This is a genomic window from Cytobacillus gottheilii (assembly GCF_018582665.1).
Lineage (GTDB): Bacteria > Bacillota > Bacilli > Bacillales > Cytobacillaceae > Cytobacillus > Cytobacillus gottheilii.
Map to the genome: position 1 here is coordinate 944331 of NZ_CP071709.1, position 21961 is coordinate 966291.

General features: G+C 38.7%; 22 protein-coding genes. 18 read left to right on the forward strand and 4 right to left on the reverse strand.

Translation table 11 applies throughout. The annotated features are described in order from the left end of the window. The first annotated feature begins 96 nt into the window (after positions 1-96). From J1899_RS04555 to J1899_RS04600, 10 genes are all read left to right on the forward strand, one after another. A complete protein-coding gene (locus J1899_RS04555) occupies positions 97-684 on the forward strand; it encodes a hypothetical protein (RefSeq protein WP_214477868.1) in 588 nt (195 codons plus the stop codon). Between the two features lie 171 nt (positions 685-855). Beyond that, positions 856-1251, forward strand: coding sequence for a transcriptional regulator SpxA (gene spxA / locus J1899_RS04560; RefSeq protein WP_066449385.1), 396 nt, complete (start codon positions 856-858; stop codon positions 1249-1251). Positions 1252-1340: 89 nt separating this feature from the next. Continuing rightward, the gene (locus J1899_RS04565; RefSeq protein WP_066449384.1) at positions 1341-1763 is read left to right on the forward strand and encodes an RrF2 family transcriptional regulator; all 423 of its coding nucleotides are present in this window, start codon (positions 1341-1343) and stop codon (positions 1761-1763) included. Positions 1764-1844: 81 nt separating this feature from the next. Beyond that, entirely contained in the window at positions 1845-2165 is a 321-nt protein-coding gene (locus J1899_RS04570) for an IDEAL domain-containing protein (protein ID WP_214477869.1), read from the forward strand. Between the two features lie 311 nt (positions 2166-2476). Beyond that, complete coding sequence (locus J1899_RS04575) at positions 2477-3199, forward strand: GntR family transcriptional regulator (RefSeq protein WP_214477870.1); 723 nt, start codon at positions 2477-2479, stop codon at positions 3197-3199. A gap of 403 nt (positions 3200-3602) precedes the next feature. Then, complete coding sequence (locus tag J1899_RS04580; protein ID WP_214477871.1) at positions 3603-5186, forward strand: PTS transporter subunit EIIC; 1584 nt, start codon at positions 3603-3605, stop codon at positions 5184-5186. A gap of 64 nt (positions 5187-5250) precedes the next feature. Continuing rightward, a complete protein-coding gene (locus tag J1899_RS04585) occupies positions 5251-6630 on the forward strand; it encodes a sulfatase family protein (protein WP_214477872.1) in 1380 nt (459 codons plus the stop codon). 1 nt (position 6631) lies between these two features. After that, on the forward strand, positions 6632-7108 hold the full coding sequence (locus J1899_RS04590) for a PTS sugar transporter subunit IIA (protein ID WP_214477873.1): 477 nt from the start codon (positions 6632-6634) through the stop codon (positions 7106-7108). Between the two features lie 83 nt (positions 7109-7191). Next, a complete protein-coding gene (locus J1899_RS04595) occupies positions 7192-7929 on the forward strand; it encodes an N-acetylmannosamine-6-phosphate 2-epimerase (protein ID WP_214477874.1) in 738 nt (245 codons plus the stop codon). A 74-nt stretch (positions 7930-8003) separates the two neighbouring features. After that, on the forward strand, positions 8004-8957 hold the full coding sequence (locus tag J1899_RS04600; protein ID WP_214477875.1) for a formylglycine-generating enzyme family protein: 954 nt from the start codon (positions 8004-8006) through the stop codon (positions 8955-8957). Between the two features lie 67 nt (positions 8958-9024). Here the strand turns inward: J1899_RS04600 and J1899_RS04605 are convergent, their stop codons facing one another. The 3 genes from J1899_RS04605 to J1899_RS04615 all read right to left on the reverse strand — a co-directional run bounded on the left by J1899_RS04605 (position 9025) and on the right by J1899_RS04615 (position 13633). Further along, entirely contained in the window at positions 9025-10026 is a 1002-nt protein-coding gene (locus tag J1899_RS04605) for an LLM class flavin-dependent oxidoreductase (protein ID WP_214477876.1), read from the reverse strand. Then, positions 10023-10316, reverse strand: coding sequence for a DUF3219 family protein (locus tag J1899_RS04610; protein ID WP_214477877.1), 294 nt, complete (start codon positions 10314-10316; stop codon positions 10023-10025). Before J1899_RS04610 ends, J1899_RS04605 begins: the two co-directional genes overlap by 4 nt. A 1130-nt stretch (positions 10317-11446) precedes the next feature. Beyond that, a complete protein-coding gene (locus tag J1899_RS04615; protein ID WP_214477878.1) occupies positions 11447-13633 on the reverse strand; it encodes a carbohydrate-binding domain-containing protein in 2187 nt (728 codons plus the stop codon). 161 nt (positions 13634-13794) lie between these two features. Between J1899_RS04615 and J1899_RS04620 the strand changes: the two genes are divergently transcribed. The 4 genes from J1899_RS04620 to J1899_RS04635 all read left to right on the forward strand — a co-directional run bounded on the left by J1899_RS04620 (position 13795) and on the right by J1899_RS04635 (position 17361). Then, positions 13795-14481 carry a response regulator transcription factor gene (locus tag J1899_RS04620; protein ID WP_214477879.1) on the forward strand — a complete coding sequence of 229 codons (687 nt, stop codon included), beginning with the start codon at positions 13795-13797 and terminating at the stop codon, positions 14479-14481. Further along, the gene (locus tag J1899_RS04625) at positions 14474-15775 is read left to right on the forward strand and encodes a sensor histidine kinase (protein WP_214477880.1); all 1302 of its coding nucleotides are present in this window, start codon (positions 14474-14476) and stop codon (positions 15773-15775) included. Before J1899_RS04620 ends, J1899_RS04625 begins: the two co-directional genes overlap by 8 nt. A 183-nt stretch (positions 15776-15958) precedes the next feature. Further along, positions 15959-16660, forward strand: a complete 702-nt coding sequence (locus J1899_RS04630; RefSeq protein ID WP_425514995.1) for a polyphosphate polymerase domain-containing protein — start codon at positions 15959-15961, stop codon at positions 16658-16660. Positions 16661-16677: 17 nt separating this feature from the next. Beyond that, complete coding sequence (locus J1899_RS04635) at positions 16678-17361, forward strand: DUF4956 domain-containing protein (RefSeq protein WP_214477881.1); 684 nt, start codon at positions 16678-16680, stop codon at positions 17359-17361. Between the two features lie 84 nt (positions 17362-17445). Here J1899_RS04635 and J1899_RS04640 read toward each other — a convergent pair whose 3' ends face one another. Further along, positions 17446-18207, reverse strand: a complete 762-nt coding sequence (locus J1899_RS04640) for an IclR family transcriptional regulator (protein ID WP_214477882.1) — start codon at positions 18205-18207, stop codon at positions 17446-17448. A gap of 335 nt (positions 18208-18542) precedes the next feature. Between J1899_RS04640 and kduI the strand changes: the two genes are divergently transcribed. Genes kduI through J1899_RS04660 form a run of 4 tightly spaced genes read left to right on the forward strand, consistent with a single transcriptional unit; the run spans position 18543 to position 21952 of the window. Next, the gene (gene kduI, locus J1899_RS04645) at positions 18543-19373 is read left to right on the forward strand and encodes a 5-dehydro-4-deoxy-D-glucuronate isomerase (RefSeq protein ID WP_066449357.1); all 831 of its coding nucleotides are present in this window, start codon (positions 18543-18545) and stop codon (positions 19371-19373) included. Positions 19374-19420: 47 nt separating this feature from the next. After that, the gene (locus tag J1899_RS04650) at positions 19421-20404 is read left to right on the forward strand and encodes a C-terminal binding protein (protein WP_066449354.1); all 984 of its coding nucleotides are present in this window, start codon (positions 19421-19423) and stop codon (positions 20402-20404) included. An 11-nt stretch (positions 20405-20415) separates the two neighbouring features. Further along, positions 20416-21453: a TRAP transporter substrate-binding protein gene (locus J1899_RS04655; protein ID WP_214477883.1), complete on the forward strand. Its 1038-nt coding sequence runs from the start codon at positions 20416-20418 to the stop codon at positions 21451-21453. 16 nt (positions 21454-21469) lie between these two features. Continuing rightward, positions 21470-21952, forward strand: coding sequence for a TRAP transporter small permease (locus J1899_RS04660; protein ID WP_066449336.1), 483 nt, complete (start codon positions 21470-21472; stop codon positions 21950-21952). Positions 21953-21961 lie beyond the last annotated feature (9 nt).

The following is a 21961-nucleotide window of genomic DNA, read 5'->3' on the forward strand; positions in this document are numbered from 1 at the left end:
GCTTTTGGAATTGGAATAGCATTAGGGATTCTGCTGATCTTCTTTATTGTTTCACTTTTTTTACCATGACTTTAAGAAAAGGAAAGGGTGCAGGAAATGAAGGTTTTTATGACGCTATTTTTCTTTCTACTAATCGGATTATATGCTTTTAAATTTCTGCAGCTTCTCGTTAAAATGAAACAGAAGCCTGTATTGCCTTTGACGAATGAAGAACTGCAGGATATTCGTAAAAATCCTCAGACACCTGTTGAATTCCCGACTTTTTCTAATCATAAAACCGGCCTAATCATTTATGCCTTGCTGCTTGTCTATTTGAGTGTCATGGTCTGGATGGGGGTATTCTATTGGGACATTGAATGGGCTCTGTATTTGTGTATATTTCTTCCGTTAATTCATACAAATAATCTCCTGAACTTATTCGCTGTTTTAGATGATGGTCTATTATGCGGCACGCGGTTCGTACATTGGAAAAGCATCAAATCTTTTCAATTTATTCCAATTGATCAGAATCATAAATTTTATGGATATGGCAAAGAGGTGAATGGAGGCTATGAGCTGAAAATCCAAACAAAATTCCTGCCGGTCAGCTGTATTGTGACGTCAGATAGTATGAAGGAAAAATTAACAGTGATTATGGAGGATAGGAGTACACAAATAGAAAGAGATCTTAATCACACGATATAAATGTTCGATATAAAATATTTTTAATTAAAGGTAAAAATACGGTTGACTTCTTTAACTGTAAATATTAATATTACAGTATAAGGTGATAACGATTATCACTTATTCATTTATTTAAACTGTAATTTTTTATATTACATTTAGACTAATACTATGTCGGGAGTGTTGAAACTCATGGTACATTTATATACGACTTCAAGCTGCACATCTTGCAGAAAAGCAAAAGCATGGTTAGAGGAGCATCAAATCGATTTTGTAGAAAAGAATATTGGAACAAACCCTTTAACAGTGGATGAAATTAAATCGATCTTAAGATTAACTGAAGCAGGGACAGAGGAAATTATTTCAACAAAATCAAAAACGTTTCAAGCTTTAGATGTGGATGTGGATGCACTACCGCTGAAGGAATTATATCAGTTAATTATGGATCATCCGCAAATGCTGCGCAGACCCATTTTGTTGGATGAAAAACGTTTGCAGGTAGGTTTTAATGAAGAAGAAATCCGCAGTTTTCTGCCGCGCAAATTCCGTTCATTTTCCTTTAGTGAATTGCAGAAAATGGCGAACTAATGCACTCGGACAGGATTCTTGACAACCCTATCTGTAACAATTAATATTACAGTACAGATAACAAACTTTGCATTTTTTGGAGGCAAAAAATGAATAGTGACTTTACTCTTGCCATACACAGTTTAACGTATCTTGCTCTTCAATTGGATCATATGTCAACGAGTGATGCTATTTCGGAAAGTGCATGTGTACATCCCGTACGAATTCGCAAGGTTTTAAGTTTATTAAAAAAACATGGGTTCATTGTATCAAAAGAAGGAATCGGCGGCGGTTTTATCTTTTCAAAAGATGCAAGTGAAGTCAACTTGTGGGATATATATCGTATCACTTCAGATGGAGCCTTACAGCCCAAATGTCCAGATTCGAATGAGGATTGCGTAGTAGGCGCAAACATGCAAAAAGTATTATTTTCGATTTTTATCGGTGCAGAACAGCATCTCGGACAATATTTAAAAAACTATACTATTAAAGACATTGTGGATCTTGTTAACCAGAAAAATCAATTATGCTGACAGGGGAAAGAACATTTTTTCCTGCAGTCTAACTGTAATGAAAATATTTACAGTTTAAAATAAAAGAGTAGGTGAACATATATGACGAATTTGCAAATCGGCGATTGGATCAAAGGACAATCAGCAGATGGAGAATTAATTTTAGGATACATTGATTCCGTAAATGAACAAGAACAATTTGCAAAGGTAATCGTTGTAACCTCTGATAACAATGAAGCAGTTGGAAAGAAAATTCCGATTCTGCAGAAACAGCTAAAGAAAATCCCTAATGCCAAGGTGACTAACCTAGAACAGCTTCGCTTTCTCATTGATCTTGCTCTTGAAACGGGAGACCGAGAGTGGTTTAACGAACTATCAAACAAGCTGAACTCCATGAAGAAACTTGTGGATGATGTGAAATAAAAAGTTGAGTGAACAGGTTAGACTTTAAAGCCTATTAAAAGAGCTTGGGACATAAATATTTAACATCATACTTGAATGATTAGAAAAGGAGTTATTTCTAATCATTCGGGTTTTTAGTGTTGCTTTTAAAATACGAGAGCTATTTTGACATATCCTCTTCTTCTCCTCCATAAAAAATGAAGCATTGCTTTAACATACAATCAGAAATCACATTCGCTTTCTGCGAGAACATTGGCCGGTACTCCCTTTAATTCTCACGCTAAAAAAGGTATATTGAAGATATAACAATGTGATATGTGGAGGTTAGTCTGTTGCCGCAAAAGCCTAAAAGAATTGCGAAATATAAAATCATTGAAGAATATATACTTGAAAAAATAAAAAGCGGAGAATATACAAAAGGTCAATTAATTGAAACAGAACAGGAATTGATTGAAAAGTTTAGTGTAAGCCGTGTGACTGTCAGGCAGGCTACCAATAATCTAGTGGCGAAAGGATATCTATCCAGAAGCCAGGGGAGTGGCACCTTCGTTTCAAGTCAAAAAATTGTTGGCAGAACGACCAATGTGAAAAGTTTTACAGATGAAATGAAAGAAATGGGGAAAGTGGCCAGTACAGAGGTGCTTGAATTTAAAATTATTTCGGCAAGTCCGGAAATTGCACTTAAATTACAAATGGAAAAGGGCAAACCCATTTATTTTATTAGAAGACTCCGGAAAGCGGACAATGACCCAATGATGCTGGAGACTAGCTATATGAGTGTAGAAGATTACCCAGATCTATCCTATGGAAATATAACTGGATCTAAATATCAGTATATCGAAGAAGTAAAAAATCAAACCATCGATCATTCCCATCATGTAGTAGTGCCGATTATGCCGACTGAGGAAATTGTAAAATACTTTAACTATAACCCAGAGCAGCCTTTAATAAAGTTATTGAATACAACCTTTTTAACAACAGGAAAAATTCTGGATTATACAGAGGTCATTTTAAACTCAGAAAAGTATCAATATCAATCCATAAGAGCAAAATAATTTGTATTAACAAATTTTATGATGTCTATATAAAATTTACAATTGAAATAGCAAAACAATAATGGCATTCATCAATTAGGTGAGTGCTTTTTTTCATTTAATAAAAATAATATTCCATTTTATACATAAGCTTTGCAAAGAAGCAGACACTTACAGTCATAAAAGGCTTAGGAATATGGAGCAAAGGTGTTTACTAACGTCTTTTAAATATATAGATATAGTAATCTATATTATTTATTAATACGTATTGTTAAAATGTATTGACATATTTAATGGATTTGATATTATGTTTATAGAGATTGATTTAACCGTTTTCAACATTCAAACATGAGTAAAAATTTTTAAGGATGGTGAAAGCGGTTCCTATTAACTGTTAATTTTACAAAGAGAAAGGGGTATAAACATGAAAGACGCACTGATGGGTTTTGGTCAAAAACTTGGAAAAGCGATTTTACTGCCAGTAGCGATCCTTCCAGTAGCGGGATTATTGCTAGGAATATCGTCCGCTTTATCTGGTCAAGCAGTTCTTGAAACATATCCAATTTTAGACAACACCATTTTGCAAGCGATTTTACAGATAATGAAAGCAGCTGGATCAGGGGTTTTTAATGCTCTCCCATTAATATTCGCAGTAGGGATAGCGATTGGTTTAGCTAAAAAGGAAAAGGGTCCTGCAGCTTTAGCAGCTGTTGTTGGTTATTTCGTCTTAATTATTACGATCAATGCACTTTTAACTATTACAGGCGAATTAGCTCCACCAGATGCAGATCCACGGGCATATGGACAAGGAGCACAATTTGGAGTTCTGACACTTCAAATGGGTGTTTTTGGAGGTATTTTAACAGGTATTGTAACCGGTTTAATCCACAATCGTTTTTATAATATAAAATTACCTGAAATGCTTGCCTTCTTTGGAGGCTCAAGATTTGTTCCAATTATTAATACATTCGTATTCTTAATTGTTGGTGCTTTAATGTATATCATTTGGCCATTTATCGGTAATGGAATTGCCGCATTTGGAGAATTTGCAACAGGACTTGGTACACTTGGAGCATTTTTATATGGTTTAATGCTTCGTACTCTTTATCTGTTTGGTCTTCACCATGTTTTCTATCTTCCATTCTGGACGACTGCTGCCGGTGGAACATTAGAAGTTGGCGGACAAATGTATGAAGGATTCCAAACGATTTTCTTAGCGCAATTATCTGATCCTGAAACAACTAAATTCTTTGGAAACTTAGCACTATTTAATAGTGGCCGTTATTTACACATGATGTTCGGTATGATCGGTATCGTTCTTGCGATGTATCATGCAATTCCTAAAGGACCAAAGAGAAAAGCAACAGCTGGTTTCTTATTATCAGTAGGTTTAACAGCATTTGTAACAGGTGTTACTGAGCCAATTTCTTTCGCTCTATTATTCGCTTCACCACTTCTTTTCGCAGCAGAAGCAATCCTTTTTGCTCTAAGTTTTGTAGTAGCGAGCATTGCCAATATTACAATCGGTTCAACTTTCTCAGCAGGACTTGTTGAATTCCTTCTATTCGGAGTATTCCAAGGAAACGATAAAACGAATTTCCTTTGGGCTCTCCTGTTAGCCATTCCGGTTATAGTTGTTTACTATTTTGTCTTTAAGTTCTTGATTATCAAGCTTAATGCAAAAACACCTGGCCGTGATGATGACGAGGTGACAGAAGAAGAACAAAGTCATGTAGCAGCAGTAGTAACAGAAGATGATAAAGCTAAATTAATCATTGAAGGTCTTGGCGGTTTTGATAATATTACAGAAATTGATAACTGTGCAACAAGACTAAGAGTAACTGTAGTGAAGCCAGATAAGATTGATGCAAAGGTATTAAAGCAGACTGGCGCCATGAATACAGTTGTCAGAGGCAAGGCGATTCAAGTGATCTACGGACCAAAGGTAAACATTATCCGCGGTGAAGTAGATGATTATATCGAACAAAACAATATTAAGCATTTGTAATAGGGGAAGCGCTCTATCGATTTTTTGATAGAGTCTTTGCCGTTATCCTGAAAGGAGTTTTACGATGAAAAAGAATGTAATCTATATACACACACATGATAGCGGAAAAGTTCTTAGTCCATATGGTTATGATGTTCCGACACCTGCACTGCAGCAGTTTGCGGAAGAAGCAACCATTTTTAGACAGGCATATTGTGTAGGGCCAACTTGTTCACCGAGCCGGGCAGGACTTCTGACAGGAATGTACCCGCATAGCAACGGAATGTATGGTTTATCTCAGCGGGGATTCCAGCTTCATGATTATAATCAGCATTTAGTAAATTTCTTAAAGAAGCAAGATTATCATACTGTCCTTTGTGGTATTCAGCATGAGGCTGGCAGCTATACAGATCATAAAAATGGCGCAAAAATGATTGGATATGATCAGGATATTACGGCTGATAATTCTGGACTAACTGAACAGGAGCTTGTGAAGTGGGATTATGAAAACGCGAATCAAGTTCGTGAATGGCTGCAGCAGACAGATAAGGATAAGCCTTTCTTCTTATCCTATGGAATGTTTGCGACACACCGCAAGTTTCCGGAAGAAGCACACGAGGATTACCCGGAGTTTGATCCAAAGTATGTAATGCCTCCATACCCAATGTCGGATGATAAGAGAATTCGTGAAGATTACACGGGATATCTTAACTCTGCAACTTGGGCAAACGAATCATTTAAAATCGTGATTGATGCATTAAAAGAAGAAGGTTTATATGATAACTCCATTATTATTTTTACGACGGACCATGGTTTAGCTTTCCCATTCGGCAAATGTACATTGTATGATACCGGAATCGGTGTTTCATTAATCATGCGTGTTCCAGGAAGTAATATGATTGGTGAGGAAGTAGAAGGTCTTGTATCTCAGGTAGATATCTTCCCTACATTATGTGAATTGCTGGAGATTGAAAAGCCTTCTTATCTGCAGGGTGTTTCTTTTGCAGAGATGTTTAAAGTGATGGATCATGAGGTGAGAGACGAGATTTTTGCTGAGATCAATTATCACACGTCCTATGAGCCTGCGCGAAGCATCCGCACGAAAAGGTATAAGTATATTAAATATTATGATGAAAACTATTTGAAAATTAACCGTACAAATATTGATAATTCACCAACAAAAACATTATTTCATGAAAATGGCTTAGAAGAAGCTATGAAGCCTCATGAAGGTTTATATGATTTATTGTACGATCCAGGCGAAAGAAATAACTTAGCTGGTGATGAGCGGTACAAAATGATTCTTGAAGAAATGCGTCAAAAAATGCATGACTATCAAGTGAAAACAAATGATCCGATTTTGTCAGGTCACTTCAAAATAGAAGAAGGCTGGAAGGTTAATCGTGCAGAAACGTATAACCCTAGCTCGAAAGATCCTAATGACTATTTAAAGGCTGGTGAGTAACATGTTTGGACTTTTTAATAAAAAGAAAAAAGATAGTTTTGTCAGCCCTGCTGCCGGGACGATTAAATCGATTGATCAAGTAAACGATGAAACTTTTTCACAAAAAATTATGGGTGATGGCTTTGCGATTGCACCGAGTGCTTCGCAAGTATTCTCTCCTGTAGATGCTGTCGTTGATTTTGTTTTTAAAACAAATCATGCGGTCGGCTTAAAGACAGAGGACGGTAAAGAGATTCTCATTCATGTGGGCGTAGATACTGTAAACTTAGAGGGTAAAGGATTTACTTCTCACATCCAAGATGGACAAAAAGTGAAGCAAGGTGACCTTTTATTAACGGTTGATTTTGATTCAATTAAAGATCTTGTTCCTTCAACAGATATTATTCTGATTTTTACAAGCGGGGAAGCCTGCAAAGTAAACAATCCAAATGAAAAAGTAGAAGCACAGCAGGAAAATATTGTTGACCTAACAAAATAAAAGTGCTGGGTAACTCTCGCTTATTCTTCTGAGTAAGCGGGATTTTTCCATTATGTAATCTAAATAGAGGAGGTAATGGTGAAATGCAATCTTATAATGAGAAACAGCAGAAAATGATCCAGCAATTAAAAAATGGTCTTATTGTTTCATGTCAGGCAAAGAAGGACGACCCGATGTATATGCCAGGCATTATTACAGGGATGGCCAAGTCTGCGATATGGGGAGGAGCAGCAGGCCTGCGTCTTAACACTCCGGAACAAATCAGCGAGGTCCGCCAAATCACAGACCTTCCTATTATCGGTTTGTGGAAGCAGCATTCAGAGAATAGTTCTGTTTTTATAACGCCAACCATGGAAGCAGTTGATGAGGTTATAGGGGCAGGTGCCGATATTGTGGCAATTGATGCAACTGACCGGATCAATGCAGATGGTGAAAAAGCATATCTCCTAATTGAAAAAATCAAACAAAAATACCCTGAAACCATCATTTTAGCGGATATCCGCAATGAAGAAGAAGCTGTCATCGCACTGGAGCAAGGTGCTCATATGGTGGCTCCAACTCTGTATCGATTTAATGATAATCCGAAGTCAATTGATAGTCCTGACTTTGAAATGCTGGCTAAAATTGTCCGTGCATGTGAGGGCAAAGGACTTGTCTTAATGGAAGGAAAAATCAATACACCTGAAGAGGCAATTGAAAGTTTATACTTAGGTGCCTATGCAGTCGTGGTTGGAAGTGCCATTACGCGACCACACCTGACGACATTAAGGTTTACAAATAAAATTAATAAATATGAAAATAAAATGCCACTCTATTATTGATTGCTGAAATTTTGCAAAACTCCTGCCCGAATGGGAAAATGATAAAAGTGAGATTTTCTATAGGGAGTGATCCAATGGACAACCAGAAAAGCTGCTGTTCAGCATCCAGATCGTCTATTTCTGTGAATAATACTATTTCAGAAAGTGAACAAAATCTTGAGAGCCAAGTGAAACAGAAGGATAAAGAAAGTATGGTTTACCTTGAAGGAGGCACCTTTTTAATGGGAACGGAGGATGATGACGCCAATCCGTTTGACCAGGAAGGACCGATTCGGGAAGTAAAGGTTGACCCTTTTTATATTGATCCATATACCGTAACAAACCGCGAGTTTCAAGAATTTATTAACGATACAAACTATCAGACAGATGCCGACAAATTTGGCTGGTCTTTTGTTTTTCATCTGCTAATATCTGAGGAAACAGCTGCAAAAGTCACACAGGCACCAGTACAAACCCCATGGTGGCGTGTTGTACATGGAGCCAATTGGCAGCATCCAGAAGGTCCTGATTCTTCAATTGAAGACCGAATGGATCACCCTGTTGTGCATGTTTCCTGGAATGACGCTCAGGCTTATTGCAAGTGGGCTGGAAAAAGACTGCTGACAGAAGAAGAGTGGGAATATGCCGCAAGAGGCGGGCTTGTTCAGAAGAGGTATCCATGGGGAGATACCTTACAGCCTGACGGAGAGCATTACTGCAATATATGGCAAGGTCAATTTCCGGTAAAAAATACAGAAGAAGATGGCTATTTAGGAACAGCACCTGTTCATGCTTTTCCGGCAAATGGATATGGTTTGCACAATATGGCAGGAAACGTTTGGGAATGGTGTGCAAATTGGTTTGATCGTTCTAAAAAAGATGATTCTAACACCAACATGCAGATGCCAGAATCACCAAGAACAATGCGAGGCGGTTCTTATTTATGTCACGATTCATACTGTAATCGCTACAGAGTGGCAGCCCGGAGTTCGAATACAGAAGACAGCTCTTCAGGCAATGTAGGATTCCGCTGTGCAGCTGATGTTTAAGAGAAAAAAGAGGCATCTACAAGCGTAGATGCCTCTTCTTTTTAACAACAGCCTGCAAAAAATTGAATTAAAAAACCTTATATTCCTGGGCTATTAGCCGATAAGACTCGTATTTATCACTAGGATCATACGTAATTGTCACAATCATAAGCTCGTCAGCATGATATTGATCCTGCAATTGGTCAAGTCTCTGCTTAACTTCAGCAGGATTCCCGAAAATGATCTTTTCCTTCATGGCTTCGAGCTTCGTTTTTTCTTCAAAAGACAGCGGGGCATTTTTTGCATTCTCTATGCTTGGTACTCCTTGGTTTCCCTCTTTCTTTTCTCTCTGAATAGACCAGATTAAAGAGCTTAAAGCAATTTTTTCAGCTTTTTCCGTTGTCTCAGCGCAAAACACAGTTGCCGCTATAATGACATAAGGTTTTTCTTTGTGTGGAATTTTGCTGTAAACATCCCGATACTGCTCCACAATTGCAGGGCCATCCTTGTCGCTCATAAAATGGCCGAATACATAGGATATTCCTTTTTCACCGGCAAGAATGGCGCTTTTTTTGCTTGTGCCGAGCAGCCAGGGCTGGGGTGATTGATCAGGGATAGGAGCTGCCTTTACTTTTGCATAGGAATGATCTTCCGGAAAATCATTGTCCAGAAAATGCAAAAGGTCATCAATTGAGTCAGGAAAGGACCATACGCCTTTTAAGAAATGATCAGATAGTGCCTGGCTTGCTTCAGCAGATCCGCCTGGCGCACGGCCAAGCCCGATATCAATGCGGTCTGGAAACAATGTGGCAAGCATATTAAAAACCTCTGCAACCTTATAAGGCTTATAGTAAGGTAAAAGAACGGCACCGGACCCAATTCGAATGGTATTCGTTTGTGCACCAATATAACTCAGCATGATCTCTGGTGCGGGGCAGGCTAGTCCGTTTAAATCATGATGCTCTGCAATCCAGTAGCGGGAATAACCATATTTTTCACCGTGCTGGGCAAGCTTCAAGGAAGCTTCCAGTGCTTCTTTTGCTGTTTGATTCGCTGAAATAGGCGATTGATCCAAAATGCTTAGTTTCATTGTGTTGCTCGTTCCTTTTCAAGAAAGGTTACCGTGTACTCTCCAACATTTCCTTTTTCATAAAGGTTTGTAAGCGAGGTATAGTAGTGAACGATTTCTCCCGTGAAAGCCAGTTGTAGGGAAGGTACGGAAACTTCAAAGGTTTTTTCATATAATAATACTGCGATGTCATGATATTCTTCACTGTTTACATTGAAGACAACAGTGATTTTATGAAGACCCGCTGCTACGTCGTGATTCAAGCTTTTAACTTTAATAGATGTGCCGTTTAAAAGAATTTCATTATTCATATCAAAAGCCTCCTAGCTCTTTCTTAGAAAAACTGCTTAGTTTAATTTTATCCAATTAGAATAAAACTAGCGAACAATGCGCTTGAATAGCAACTGGACAACAGTATCGTAAAAAAGGGATAAAGAAGATAGGGTAATCCAATAAATGGAAAATAAAGTCGTGAAAAAGGGATAAACGAGACACGAAAGTCCAGTAACTGGAGAAAAATGTCGTGAAAAGGGGAGAAACGAGACACAAAAGTCCAGTAACTGGAAAACAGAGTCGCGAAAACAAGAGAAACGAGACATGAAAGTCCAGTAAATGGAAAATGGTGTCGCGAAAACGAGAGAAACGAGACACGAAAGTCCAGTAACTGGAAAATGGTGTCTCGAAAACGAAAGAAATGAGACACGAAAGTCCAGTAATTGGAAAACAGTGTCGAGAAAACGAGAGAAAAAAGACACGAAAGTCCAGTAACTGGAAAACAGTGTCGTGAAAACCGGAGAAATGAAACATGAAAGTCCAGTAAATGGAAAACAATGTCGTGAAAAAGGGATAAACGAGACACGAAAGTCCAGTAAATGGAAAACAGTGTCGTGAAAACCGGAGAAACGAGACACGAAAGTCCAGTAACTGGAAAACAGTGTCGCGAAAACGAGAGAAACGAGACACGAAAGACCAGTAACTGGAAAATAGTGTCTCGAAAACGAAAGAAATGAGAGACGAAAGTCCAGTAACTGGAAAACAGTGTCGTGAAAAACGAGAGAAACGAGACACAAAAGTCCAGTAACTGGAAAACAGTGTCGTGAAAACCAGAGAAATGAGAGACGAAACTCCAGTAATTGGAAAATAGAGTCGTAATAATGGGAGAAACATGCCCTTGAAGTCCAATAAATGGAAAATAGCGTCGTTAAAACCGGTGAAACAAGCCACGAAAATCCAATAAGCGGAAACCGGTAACGTGCAAATGGAAATAATAGAAAATATTCAAGTCTCTTTTAACGGAAGAACAATACAAAAAAACTCCAATACCTAAATAGCTAGCGGTTGAACGATGAGGATAGCAACGATTTCATAACTTTAAGTAAAAACCACTCCTTCAAAGCAAAGTAAAAAGAGGCCTGGAGCAGCCCAAGCCTCTTCAAAAAAATTAAATTTCTTCACTCGTTTCACTTTGAGTTTCTCTGCCGCCGCTTCGCATTGGCATGTCGATCCCTAGTTCAGCTAGTTGTGATTGTGCTTCTTCACGGGTAATCGTCCCACCCTGCTCCTGCTCCATGATTTCTTGTACTTTTTGCTGTGTTTCTTCATCAAGATCTCCAAACAGATCGTTTGGCATCCCGCCTCCCGGTCTTATCCCGCTGCCATCAGGATTTGGCGCACCTTCACCATCTCCAGGCACTACCTGCTCACCTGAAGTGTCAGTCTCTGCAGTTTGTTCACCCGGTGCTCCCAATCCGCCGCGAGCTCCACCGCCGCCAAAGCCCCCGCTGTTTGCCTCGGTTACACCAGACTCATTTATCCATGTAATGGTATCTGAAGTGGTGAATTCTACCAACTTAGTTCCTCCTTCATAGCTTCCTTCAGCATATAAGCCGTTTGTATTGTCCTCAGCGGAAGACCCACCAGAGTACAATGTGTAAGCAGTATCTTTTTTCAGATCAGCTGTACTGATAAAAACAGATTGGTATTCTTTAGCTGGTGCGAATGTTAAAATTGTGTTTCCTTCAGCGTCTTCAAGATGAATGATTGTGCCAGCTTCTTGCTGTTCTGGGTACGTCATCATGATTCCCGCTTGTTCTGATTGAGCTGAAGCGGCTTGGGTCATACCTGAACTTCCGGCAGCAATGATCGTACCGCCGCTGATGGTGAAGCTTCCATCATAGTCCAATGATCCATTTCCGTTGTTCACAGGACCATTTACGAAGACCGTACCACCAGTCATTTCAATCGATCCGTTTGCATCAAGGCCGTCCCCACTTGCATCTACATAGAGTGCACCGCCATTAATTTGCAGCTTATGCTCACCGGAAGAGGCTTGGAAATCCATTGCCGATCCATCATTCCCGCCAGCAGCATTCACTCCATCATCACTGGCAACCAGCTGAATGTCACCATCGTTGATTGTAATATCATTCGCTTCAATTCCTTCATAGCTCTTTGTAATGTTGATATTTCCGCCATTCACCTCAATTGCAGCATCGGCATGAAGTGCGTCATCACCAGTAGCAATCGAGAACTGTCCATCATATATGCTCAGGCTATCATTACTATGAAGGGCGTCATCCAATGTATCAATGGTGAAATCTCCTCCTCCAATCATAATTTGTGCTGAAGCCTTTAATCCTTTTGTGCTCGTTGTATCTTCTTCTGTAACAGCTTCAGTTTCGTTTGTGCTGCTAAAAGGTCTGCCCATTCCAGTATCTTTAACGGCTATTGTATCAGGGCTGCCTCCGCCTGCAGTGACCGTGTATGTTCCTCCTGCAATTAATAATGAAGAAACTGATTGCACGCCATCACTGTCTGCTATTATATTAAAAGTTCCATTTTCAAGAGCAATACTGCCCTTGTCCGCATCTTTATCGTTAGATGATTTTAAGCCATCACCACCAGCATCTATGGTGAATGAACCTTCTTTTACTGCAAGCAGATCCCGTCCCATAATGCCGTCATCAGCAGCCGTAATCTGATACTCACCGCCTGTAATCTTTAGTTCGTCTTTACTTGTTATGGCGTTATTATATTGTCCATTTACGATTAATTTGCCAGGACCATTAATCGTCAGGTTGTCTTTGCTGAAGAGAGCAGCATTTGGTTCGTCCTCATTTTCATCTGCAAATATATAATTTTCTCCGTCTGAAATGGTATTTACTGTGTCTTCAGCAAGAGAGATAACCGTCTTTTCAGCATTTGCAACATAGATGGCAGAACCAGTAGTATTATTGATTTCCACGCCATTTAAAACAAGCTTTACGGTGTTTTTATCTTCAGCATCAATTTTGATTTGGCCGTTATCCCACGTGCCGCTGATTTCATAAACTCCGCCGGCTTTAATTGTAAGAATATTATCTTCGAGTAAAACAGTTGCATCAGAAGGGAATTCTGCTGCGGATCCATTTAAGACTATGCTTGTTGCATTTTCCTTTTTCCAGTCCGAATAGTAATCCTCATCGGTATATGACACTTGTTCATTAATGAGGGCTAATACTTCTTCTGCGCTCGCTGATGTTGCTGCCGTGGCAGAGTTTTCGGGTTCCTTTCCGTCATTGCTGCATGCAAATAATACATTTAAACTTAACAGCGCTGCCGCTGTTTTTACATATGCTGATTTGTTCATATTAAAAGTCTCCTTTTCTTATCATTGCAATGTTACTTGCTAAAGCCATTATGCTGAACCAACCTTAAGGAAACCTTAAAATAAAAAAACATTTTGCTTTTTACACTGTTCGTCCTATAATCTACATATCTTGAAACGGTCGTATATAAGGAGAGCTGGACATGAAATTACTTATTATAGAAGATGATATATATCTTTCTGAAACGATTAAAGAAACGACCATGGGGATGTTTGAGGTAAAGCAGGCGTTCGATGGGGAAGAAGGTTTGTTTTTAGCTGCACAGAATATATTTGACTGTATCATCCTCGATATCATGATGCCGAATATGAATGGATATGAAGTGTTAGAGCAGCTTAGACAGGATCAGATCAAAACGCCGGTTATCATTCTAACGGCTAAAGATGGAATAGATGATAAAATTAAAGGCTTTAAAGTGGGGGCAGATGACTATTTGGTCAAGCCGTTTCATCGTGAGGAATTGCTGCTGAGACTTGAGGCCATTGTGCGCAGAGCAGGTGGTGAGTTTAAAGAACATACACTCACCTTTAAACAGCTGCGAATGAATCTGCAAAATAAGACAGCTCATATTGGGGAAGAAGAAGTGAAGCTTAACGGAAAACAATTCGATTTGCTGGAGTATTTGATCAACAATAAAAATACAATCCTGACAAAAGAACAAATATTTGACCGCATATGGGGCTTTGAATCGGATACTTCCACAACAGTGGTTGAGGTGTATGCGAGCAACCTGCGGAAAAGCTTGAAAAAGTTTCATTATGATGCTTATATAAAAACATTTCGGGGATTAGGCTATATGCTCACAGAAAAAGGTGAAGCGGATGTTTAAAAATAAGGTATTTAGGAATCAGCAGCTCAAATTTATGCTGTTCAACTTAATTGCCTTTACCGTCATTTTTTCAATTTTTGGCATCATTATTTTTGGCCAGGTTCAAGGGACTTTATTCTCAAAAACAGATGATGAGCTTTTGCGGTTCAAGCAAATGATGGAAGAACAGTTTCCAGGGGAGATGAAACTGGAACCAGACCGAGGCACAGAATTTCCGGATGAGCCTCGCCCTGATGATCGTAAGGGGTTCGAGATCAATCCAAGAATAATTATGTTAAGCTGGAATGAATCTGGCGAGATTGTGAACCAAAATCAAATTGGAACACTTTTTTACAATAATTATTTAGAGGATTATCAGCTTGAAGTTGAGAATATGGATGTGATCACCAACATAACTTTTCATGATGAATATGATTTTCGATATTTGCTGTTTGAAGACCAAAATGAAAGTGATGAAATTGCTTATCATCAGCTATTAATCAATATCGATGGAGAAACGGCGATAATTGATCATTTTGGTGAGCTATTAGTACTTTGTTCATCCATATTTGTTATTTTATCGATATCAGCGAGTTACTTATTATCAAAAAAAATGATGAAACCGATTATTCAATCCTGGAACAAACAAACTGAGTTTGTTGAAAATGCTTCACATGAACTGCGTACGCCGTTAACAATTATCCAGAATAAGCTGGAACTGCTCTTAGTAGAACCAGATGAAAAGATAATGAATAAGTTTGAAAATATTGCCTTGAGTTTATCTGAAACAAGACGTTTATCAAAGCTCACCTCAGACTTGCTGACTTTGGCGAGAGCAGATTCGGCTGAAACAGAACTGGTTAAACAGCCATTGGTACTTGATAGATTTATAAAAGATGTATGCGCACCCTACATTGAAATTGCAGAATCACAGGAAAAGCAAATGTGGCTGAATTTACATGCACAAGCAGAGGTAAAAGGAGATGAAGTGCGTCTTCATCAGCTGTTTGTCATCCTGCTTGATAATGCTCTTAAATATACGAATGAAGGAGACAGCATCGGTGTGAGCACTAGCATTTCCGACCATAAAGCGCTCATTGAAATTAGTGATACAGGAATCGGAATTAAGCAGGAAAATGCTGATAAAATCTTTGACCGTTTTTACCGGGAAGACCGGGCGCGTTCCCGAGAAACTGGAGGAGTGGGCTTAGGCCTTTCCATCGCATCCTGGATTATAGCCAAACACGGCGGAACAATTAAAGCCTCCCAAAACAAACAAAAAGGCACAACCTTTACGATTACGCTGCCTATGTAAATAAGCATAAATGAAGAAATCACTGTTATGGTGGTTTCTTTTTTTTGCAAAATAAGAAGCCTTAACGCTCAAGTGAAGTAAACGAGTGCTCCGCAGCATACTTTTTTTGTTTCTCCTTTTTAAGGTTTGTTTAAGCTTCATCCTCAATAATACATACATACACAACAGGAGAGGAGAAACAGAATGATCAGGTCCATCGGCTTAGACGGTTTAAAAGGAAGAAGAGAACTGAAATTTGAAATGACCACAATGGATTGCTACTTACTTCGCAATAAACTAAAGCATTTCATGGAAATCGACCCTCACGCGAACAAAGATGGAAAATATTTAATTCGCAGCGTGTATTTCGATAACTTCAACGATAAAGTATTAACTCAAAAGAAAGAAGGATTCTATGAACGGGATAAATTTCGCGTCAGACTTTATGATTTCAACACAAACTATCTAAATCTCGAAAAGAAGAGCAAACGAAATAATTTAACATACAAGCAGAAATGCAGGCTTACAGCAAATGAATACGAAAAAATTAGAAACAGTGAAATAGTCTGGATGGAAAACGATAGCCGGCCTCTCGTACAGGAATTATATGTACAAATGAAGCTATATCAATTAAAACCTGTAACAGTTGTTGACTATGAGCGCGAGGTCTTTATTTACCGATATGGAAATGTTCGCATCACCTTTGACGGATCTATAAAGACCAGTCTGCGCAACAATGATCTGCTTAATTCAGACCTTGCCATGGTTCATACCAATCCAGAAATAGTTGTGCTAGAAGTAAAATACGACGAATTTTTGCCAGGTATTATTAAGCAGCTGCTGCAGGTAGGCGATATGAGGCAGGGAGCTTATTCAAAATATCATGTCAGCAGAATGTATGGATAATTTAGGAGGAAATAAAAATGGAAAGCATTAATTTTACTGATATATTTAAATCAAGCATCTTAGAAAAGACAAGCAGTTTTTCAATCATTGATTCTCTAATCGGGTTAGCGGTTGCGTTTATCGTCGGTTTGTTTATATATTGGGTCTATAAAAAGACCTTTTCGGGCGTCATTTACTCTCATAGCTTTAATATTTCGCTTATTATTATGTCAATGGCGACTGCCTTAATCATCATCGGTATTTCATCTAATGTTTTATTATCACTTGGTATGGTAGGGGCGCTGTCAATTGTTCGTTTCCGTACGCCTATTAAAGATCCAATGGACCTTGTATACCTATTCTGGGCGATCATTGCAGGGATTTTGTGCGGGGCGGGCTTTATTCCGCTTGTTATTATAGGATCAATTTTAATCGGTCTCGTATTGTTGTTTTTCGTTAATAAAATCAAAATAGAAAATCCTTATTTATTAGTGATTCGGTATTCAAATCACAATATTGAAAACTCACTAGAGCATGTACTATCAAGCAGCACGAAAAAGCATTCAGTTAAGTCTAAATCCATCATGCCAGGTAATGACTTCGAAGTGACCTATGAAGTGCGAGTAAAAGAAACAGACATGACCTTCCTGACAAGCATCTCTGACATTGAAGGTGTGAAATCAGCTGTTATGCTGAGCTATGATGGGAACTTCACGGCATAAAAAGTATTTCAAAATAACAAAACATCTCCAATCATAATGTGAAAGGAGATGTTTTTTATTACCCAGAAATGGTTAAGCAATGATTTAAATCCGGTATCCAAGCTGCTTAGAAATATTTCTCGCAGTTTCCTGAATTTTGTTTTGGAGCTCATCGTCTATTCGTTCCATCGTAATCCGGCTGCTTGGTCCGGAAATACTAAAGCTGGCAATAATTTTACCAGTATAATCATATATCGGAGCAGCAATGCAGCGTATGCCTTCTTCGTTTTCGATATTATCTAGTGCATAGCCCTGTGCTCTAATGGTTTCTACTTCACGTTTTAATTCATCGCGTGAGCGGATCGTATTCTCTGTACGGGTGATAAAATCAGTCTTTGCTGCAATTTCCTCGAATTGCTCTTGATCTTTACCAGAAAGCAAGACCTTTCCCACGCCTGTACAATACATAGGGGCTCTGCTCCCAATTCTTGAATACATGCGGATCGTTTGATTGCTCTCGATTTTGTCAATATAGACAACTTCACCTTTATCCTCCATGCATAAGTGAATCGTTTCATTCACGTCAGAAGAAAGTTTTTTAAGAAAAGGCTTTGAAATAGGGATCAATTCAATATTATTCAATACATTTCTTGAAATATAAATGATCTGGAAACCAATTTTATACTTATCTGTTTCAGTATCTTTACTTACATAATTCATGTCTATCAGTGTGGACAGAAGTCGGTGAACAGTACTTTTTGATAGTCCGACCTGTTCAGCTAGACGTGTAATTTGAATTCCGTTTGGATATTCGGATAGTACATTCAGCAAGGTAAGTGCACGTTCCAATGATTGTACATTCGCCATAATTTCCCTCCATCGTTAACGAACGAAGACTGATCAATGATCATATCTAGATAACTTTTATTATTTATTATTCACGGCAGGTTGACACATTTATCATAGTAAAATCAAATTGGTTTGTAAACTGTGGAAAAATATTATGTATCCCCTTTCATTTTTTTGACTTAAAAGAAAATTTCTTATTGAAATTCATCAGATATCATTTATAATAAAAATTATAGAACATGATTCTATAATGTGGAACAAAGAGGAATTGTTAGTTAAAAGGCAAACGAAGGACGCGGAGAAATGATATCGCTTTCCAAACGATTTAATATTTCAGAGGGGGAATTTTTAAAATGAAAATTCATTATGCACACCATCCGGATGATGTCAAAAACTATACAACTGAAAAACTACGTAATGAATTTCTTATGGAAACTGTATTCAAAGAGAATGAAGTTGAGTTAGCATACAGCCATGTGGATCGCATTATTTATGGAGGAGCAATGCCTGTCGGGAAAGAGCTGACGTTGGATGCTGGTAAAGAACTGGCTGCAGAATATTTCCTTGAGCGACGTGAAATGGGCGTTATCAATATTGGCGGAGACGGAGTAATCGTTCTCGACGGAGAAGAGTATCAGATCAATAACAGAGAAGGAATTTACATTGGCAGAGGAACAAAAGAGGTTGTATTTAAATCAAATGATGCAAATCAGCCTGCTAAGTTCTATATCAATTCATGTCCTGCTCATAAAACATATCCAACCGTAAAAGTAGATTTAGAGAAAGCAATCGCACGCCCGCTTGGAGAAGATACAGCGATGAATAAAAGAACGATTCATCAGTTTATTCACCCGGATGTGCTGGATTCTTGCCAGTTGAGCATGGGGATGACGGTTCTTGAAGAAGGAAGCGGCTGGAATACAATGCCTGCTCATACGCATGAACGAAGAATGGAAGTCTATTTCTATTTTAATATGGAAGAAGACACACGTGTATTTCACTTAATGGGACAGCCACATGAAACAAGACATATTGTCATGAGCAATGAGCAAGCTGTACTGTCACCGAGCTGGTCCATTCACTCTGGAATCGGGACGCGCAATTATACCTTTATCTGGGGAATGTGCGGAGAAAACCAGGATTTCGATGATATGGATCATGTAGCAATGAAGGATTTGCGTTAATAGCGCAAATCCTTCGAATCTACTTTTAACGCTTGAAGGAGGCTGCCATGACAAAGCCCAGAATTATCATTACAGATTGCGACCATGAAAATATTGATATAGAAACAAATGTTTTTCGAAATGAATCATTCACTTTTGAACACTTGGACTGTAAAACAGAAGATGATGTCATTGCTAATTGTCAGGGAGCTTCTGTTTTTCTCAATCAATACGCTCCTATTACAGAAAAAGTTATGGCGAATTTGCCTGATTTGAAGCTGGTTGTCCGCTATGGTGTTGGAGTGAATAATGTGGATCTGGAAGCAGCAGATAAATATGGAGTTCAAGTGTGCAATGTTCCTGATTACGGCACTAATGAGGTTGCGGATCATGCATTGGCGCTGATGCTTGCTCTAACCCGAAAAATACCGCACATGAATCAGCTGGTAAGGAGCGGCGATTGGGATTACCAAAAAAGCATTCCGATCTACCGCCATAGTGAACAAACTGTCGGCATTATCGGGTTAGGCAGAATTGGCACTTCTTTTGCACAAAAAGTGCAGGCTCTTGGCTGCCGCATTATTGTATGCGATTCCAAATATAAAAACAATCAATCTAGAAAACTGCCAGATGGAATGGAGCTTGTCGAATTAGATGAATTGCTTGAGCAATCTGATGTTGTTTCCATCCACTGCCCGCTTGAATCTGCATATAACTTATTAGATGTAGACCAGCTTAAACGGATGAAAAATACTGCTTATCTGGTGAATGTGTCGCGCGGAGGAATCGTGAATGAAAGTGCCCTTGATACAGCACTTGAAGAAGGGTGGATAGCTGGGGCTGCTGTTGATGTAGCGGAAAAAGAACCGCTGTCTGCAGACTCGCCATTATTCAAACACGATCATTTCTTATGTACACCGCATATGGCTTGGTACTCTGAACAGGCCGCATTGGAATTAAAACGAAAAGTAGCAGAGGAAGCTGTGCGTTTCTTGAAAGGCGAACCTGTGCACTACCCAATAAATGAGATTCATAACCTTATAAAAGAGTAGGAGTGGAGTAAATGAAAAAGACTTTTAAAACTTTTGCTATAGTTGTAACCGTTTTCTTTGTAACGATGTTAGCTGCTTGCGGCGGATCTAGTTCTTCTGGTGATACATCAGATGGAGGATCAGGCGGAAGCGGATCAGCTCAAGAAATTAAAGTAGCTTTCAACCAGCCTGAAAACCATCCGCAGTACAAAGCAATGGAAGAGTTCGGTGAAAAATTTAAAGAATTAACGGATGGTGCATATGAAATCAAAATGTATCCAAACGAACTTTTAGGTGCACAGCGTGAAACAATGGAGCTTGTTCAATCTGGGACAATCGGCATGTCCATTGTTGCAGGAAGCTTAATGGAAAACTTCAATGAAGAATTTGTTGTATTCAACTTGCCATACGTGTTTGATTCTAAGGATCACCAAATGTCCGTTTTAAATAACCAGGATATTGTAGGCGATTTATATACGTCAGTTGAAGATCAGGGCATGACAGTATTAGCTGGTTTCCATGGCGGTGTTCGTAACGTTTATAACAGTGAAAAGCCAATCAATACACCAGAAGATTTAGCTGGTCTGAAGATCCGTATTATCGAAAGTGATACAAACATTAAGATGATGGAAAACATGGGCGGAACAGGTACGCCAATGGGTCAAGGGGAAGTTTACACAGCGATTCAATCAGGCGTTATTGATGGCGGAGAAAACAACGAGTTAATCTACTCTAATCTGAAGCATGTGGAAATTGCACCGTACTACTCTTATACACAGCATTTAATGATCCCAGACTATTTGATCATTAACACAGATTTATTAAATGGCATGTCAGAAGAGCATCAAAACATTTTTAAAGAAGAATTGGCAAAAGCAGTAGATCGTGAAGTTGAGCTTTGGGATGCAGATGTAGAAGCTGCGAAAAAAGCTGCTGAAGAAGCAGGTGCTGAATTTAACGAATTAGATATTAAAGTTTTCCAAGATGCCGTTCAGCCGGTCATTGATGAAAAGTTAAGCTCAGACAGCGCAAAAGCTTTATATGAAAAAGTTAGAGAAGTAGCTGAATAAGAGCTGGAGTGATTTTATGAAACTCATAAAAACAATTTTAGACAAAATCCTTGGAAGTGTCTGCATCATTCTTTTCGCTTTCCTTGTATTGCTAGTAACTTGGCAAGTTATCACTCGGTTCGTCTTTGACGATCCGAGTGTCATTTCAGAAGAATTAGCGAAATATTGCTTCGTTTGGCTTGTTTTGTTTGGAGCTGCCTATGTATTTGGTGAAAGAGGACATATGGCTATTGAATTTGTAAAAGATAAATTTCCAACCGGAATCAAAATGGGTGTTGAGCTGTTTATCGAGTTAGTAGTAATCCTTTTCGCAGCCCTGATCCTTGTACAAGGCGGATATGCAGCAACAAGTTTAGCTTGGACACAATTATCCGGTGCGCTGCAAATTCCAGTAGGTTATTTATATGCGGCAATTCCGCTTAGCGGAGTATTTATTATTTTTTACTGTATCTATAATATGTATCTCATTATTAAACATAAGAAACCACTAGAGCAATAGTTAGGCTGA

Coding starts and splice junctions, on each gene's coding strand:
- J1899_RS04555 (WP_214477868.1), top strand. CDS start 97: ATGAAGGTTTTTATGACGCTATTTTTCTTTCTACTAATCGGATTATAT.
- spxA (WP_066449385.1), top strand. CDS start 856: ATGGTACATTTATATACGACTTCAAGCTGCACATCTTGCAGAAAAGCA.
- J1899_RS04565 (WP_066449384.1), top strand. CDS start 1,341: ATGAATAGTGACTTTACTCTTGCCATACACAGTTTAACGTATCTTGCT.
- J1899_RS04570 (WP_214477869.1), top strand. CDS start 1,845: ATGACGAATTTGCAAATCGGCGATTGGATCAAAGGACAATCAGCAGAT.
- J1899_RS04580 (WP_214477871.1), top strand. CDS start 3,603: ATGAAAGACGCACTGATGGGTTTTGGTCAAAAACTTGGAAAAGCGATT.
- J1899_RS04585 (WP_214477872.1), top strand. CDS start 5,251: ATGAAAAAGAATGTAATCTATATACACACACATGATAGCGGAAAAGTT.
- J1899_RS04590 (WP_214477873.1), top strand. CDS start 6,632: ATGTTTGGACTTTTTAATAAAAAGAAAAAAGATAGTTTTGTCAGCCCT.
- J1899_RS04595 (WP_214477874.1), top strand. CDS start 7,192: ATGCAATCTTATAATGAGAAACAGCAGAAAATGATCCAGCAATTAAAA.
- J1899_RS04600 (WP_214477875.1), top strand. CDS start 8,004: ATGGACAACCAGAAAAGCTGCTGTTCAGCATCCAGATCGTCTATTTCT.
- J1899_RS04605 (WP_214477876.1), bottom strand. CDS start 10,026: ATGAAACTAAGCATTTTGGATCAATCGCCTATTTCAGCGAATCAAACA.
- J1899_RS04610 (WP_214477877.1), bottom strand. CDS start 10,316: ATGAATAATGAAATTCTTTTAAACGGCACATCTATTAAAGTTAAAAGC.
- J1899_RS04615 (WP_214477878.1), bottom strand. CDS start 13,633: ATGAACAAATCAGCATATGTAAAAACAGCGGCAGCGCTGTTAAGTTTA.
- J1899_RS04620 (WP_214477879.1), top strand. CDS start 13,795: ATGAAATTACTTATTATAGAAGATGATATATATCTTTCTGAAACGATT.
- J1899_RS04625 (WP_214477880.1), top strand. CDS start 14,474: ATGTTTAAAAATAAGGTATTTAGGAATCAGCAGCTCAAATTTATGCTG.
- J1899_RS04630 (WP_425514995.1), top strand. CDS start 15,959: ATGATCAGGTCCATCGGCTTAGACGGTTTAAAAGGAAGAAGAGAACTG.
- J1899_RS04635 (WP_214477881.1), top strand. CDS start 16,678: ATGGAAAGCATTAATTTTACTGATATATTTAAATCAAGCATCTTAGAA.
- J1899_RS04640 (WP_214477882.1), bottom strand. CDS start 18,207: ATGGCGAATGTACAATCATTGGAACGTGCACTTACCTTGCTGAATGTA.
- kduI (WP_066449357.1), top strand. CDS start 18,543: ATGAAAATTCATTATGCACACCATCCGGATGATGTCAAAAACTATACA.
- J1899_RS04650 (WP_066449354.1), top strand. CDS start 19,421: ATGACAAAGCCCAGAATTATCATTACAGATTGCGACCATGAAAATATT.
- J1899_RS04655 (WP_214477883.1), top strand. CDS start 20,416: ATGAAAAAGACTTTTAAAACTTTTGCTATAGTTGTAACCGTTTTCTTT.
- J1899_RS04660 (WP_066449336.1), top strand. CDS start 21,470: ATGAAACTCATAAAAACAATTTTAGACAAAATCCTTGGAAGTGTCTGC.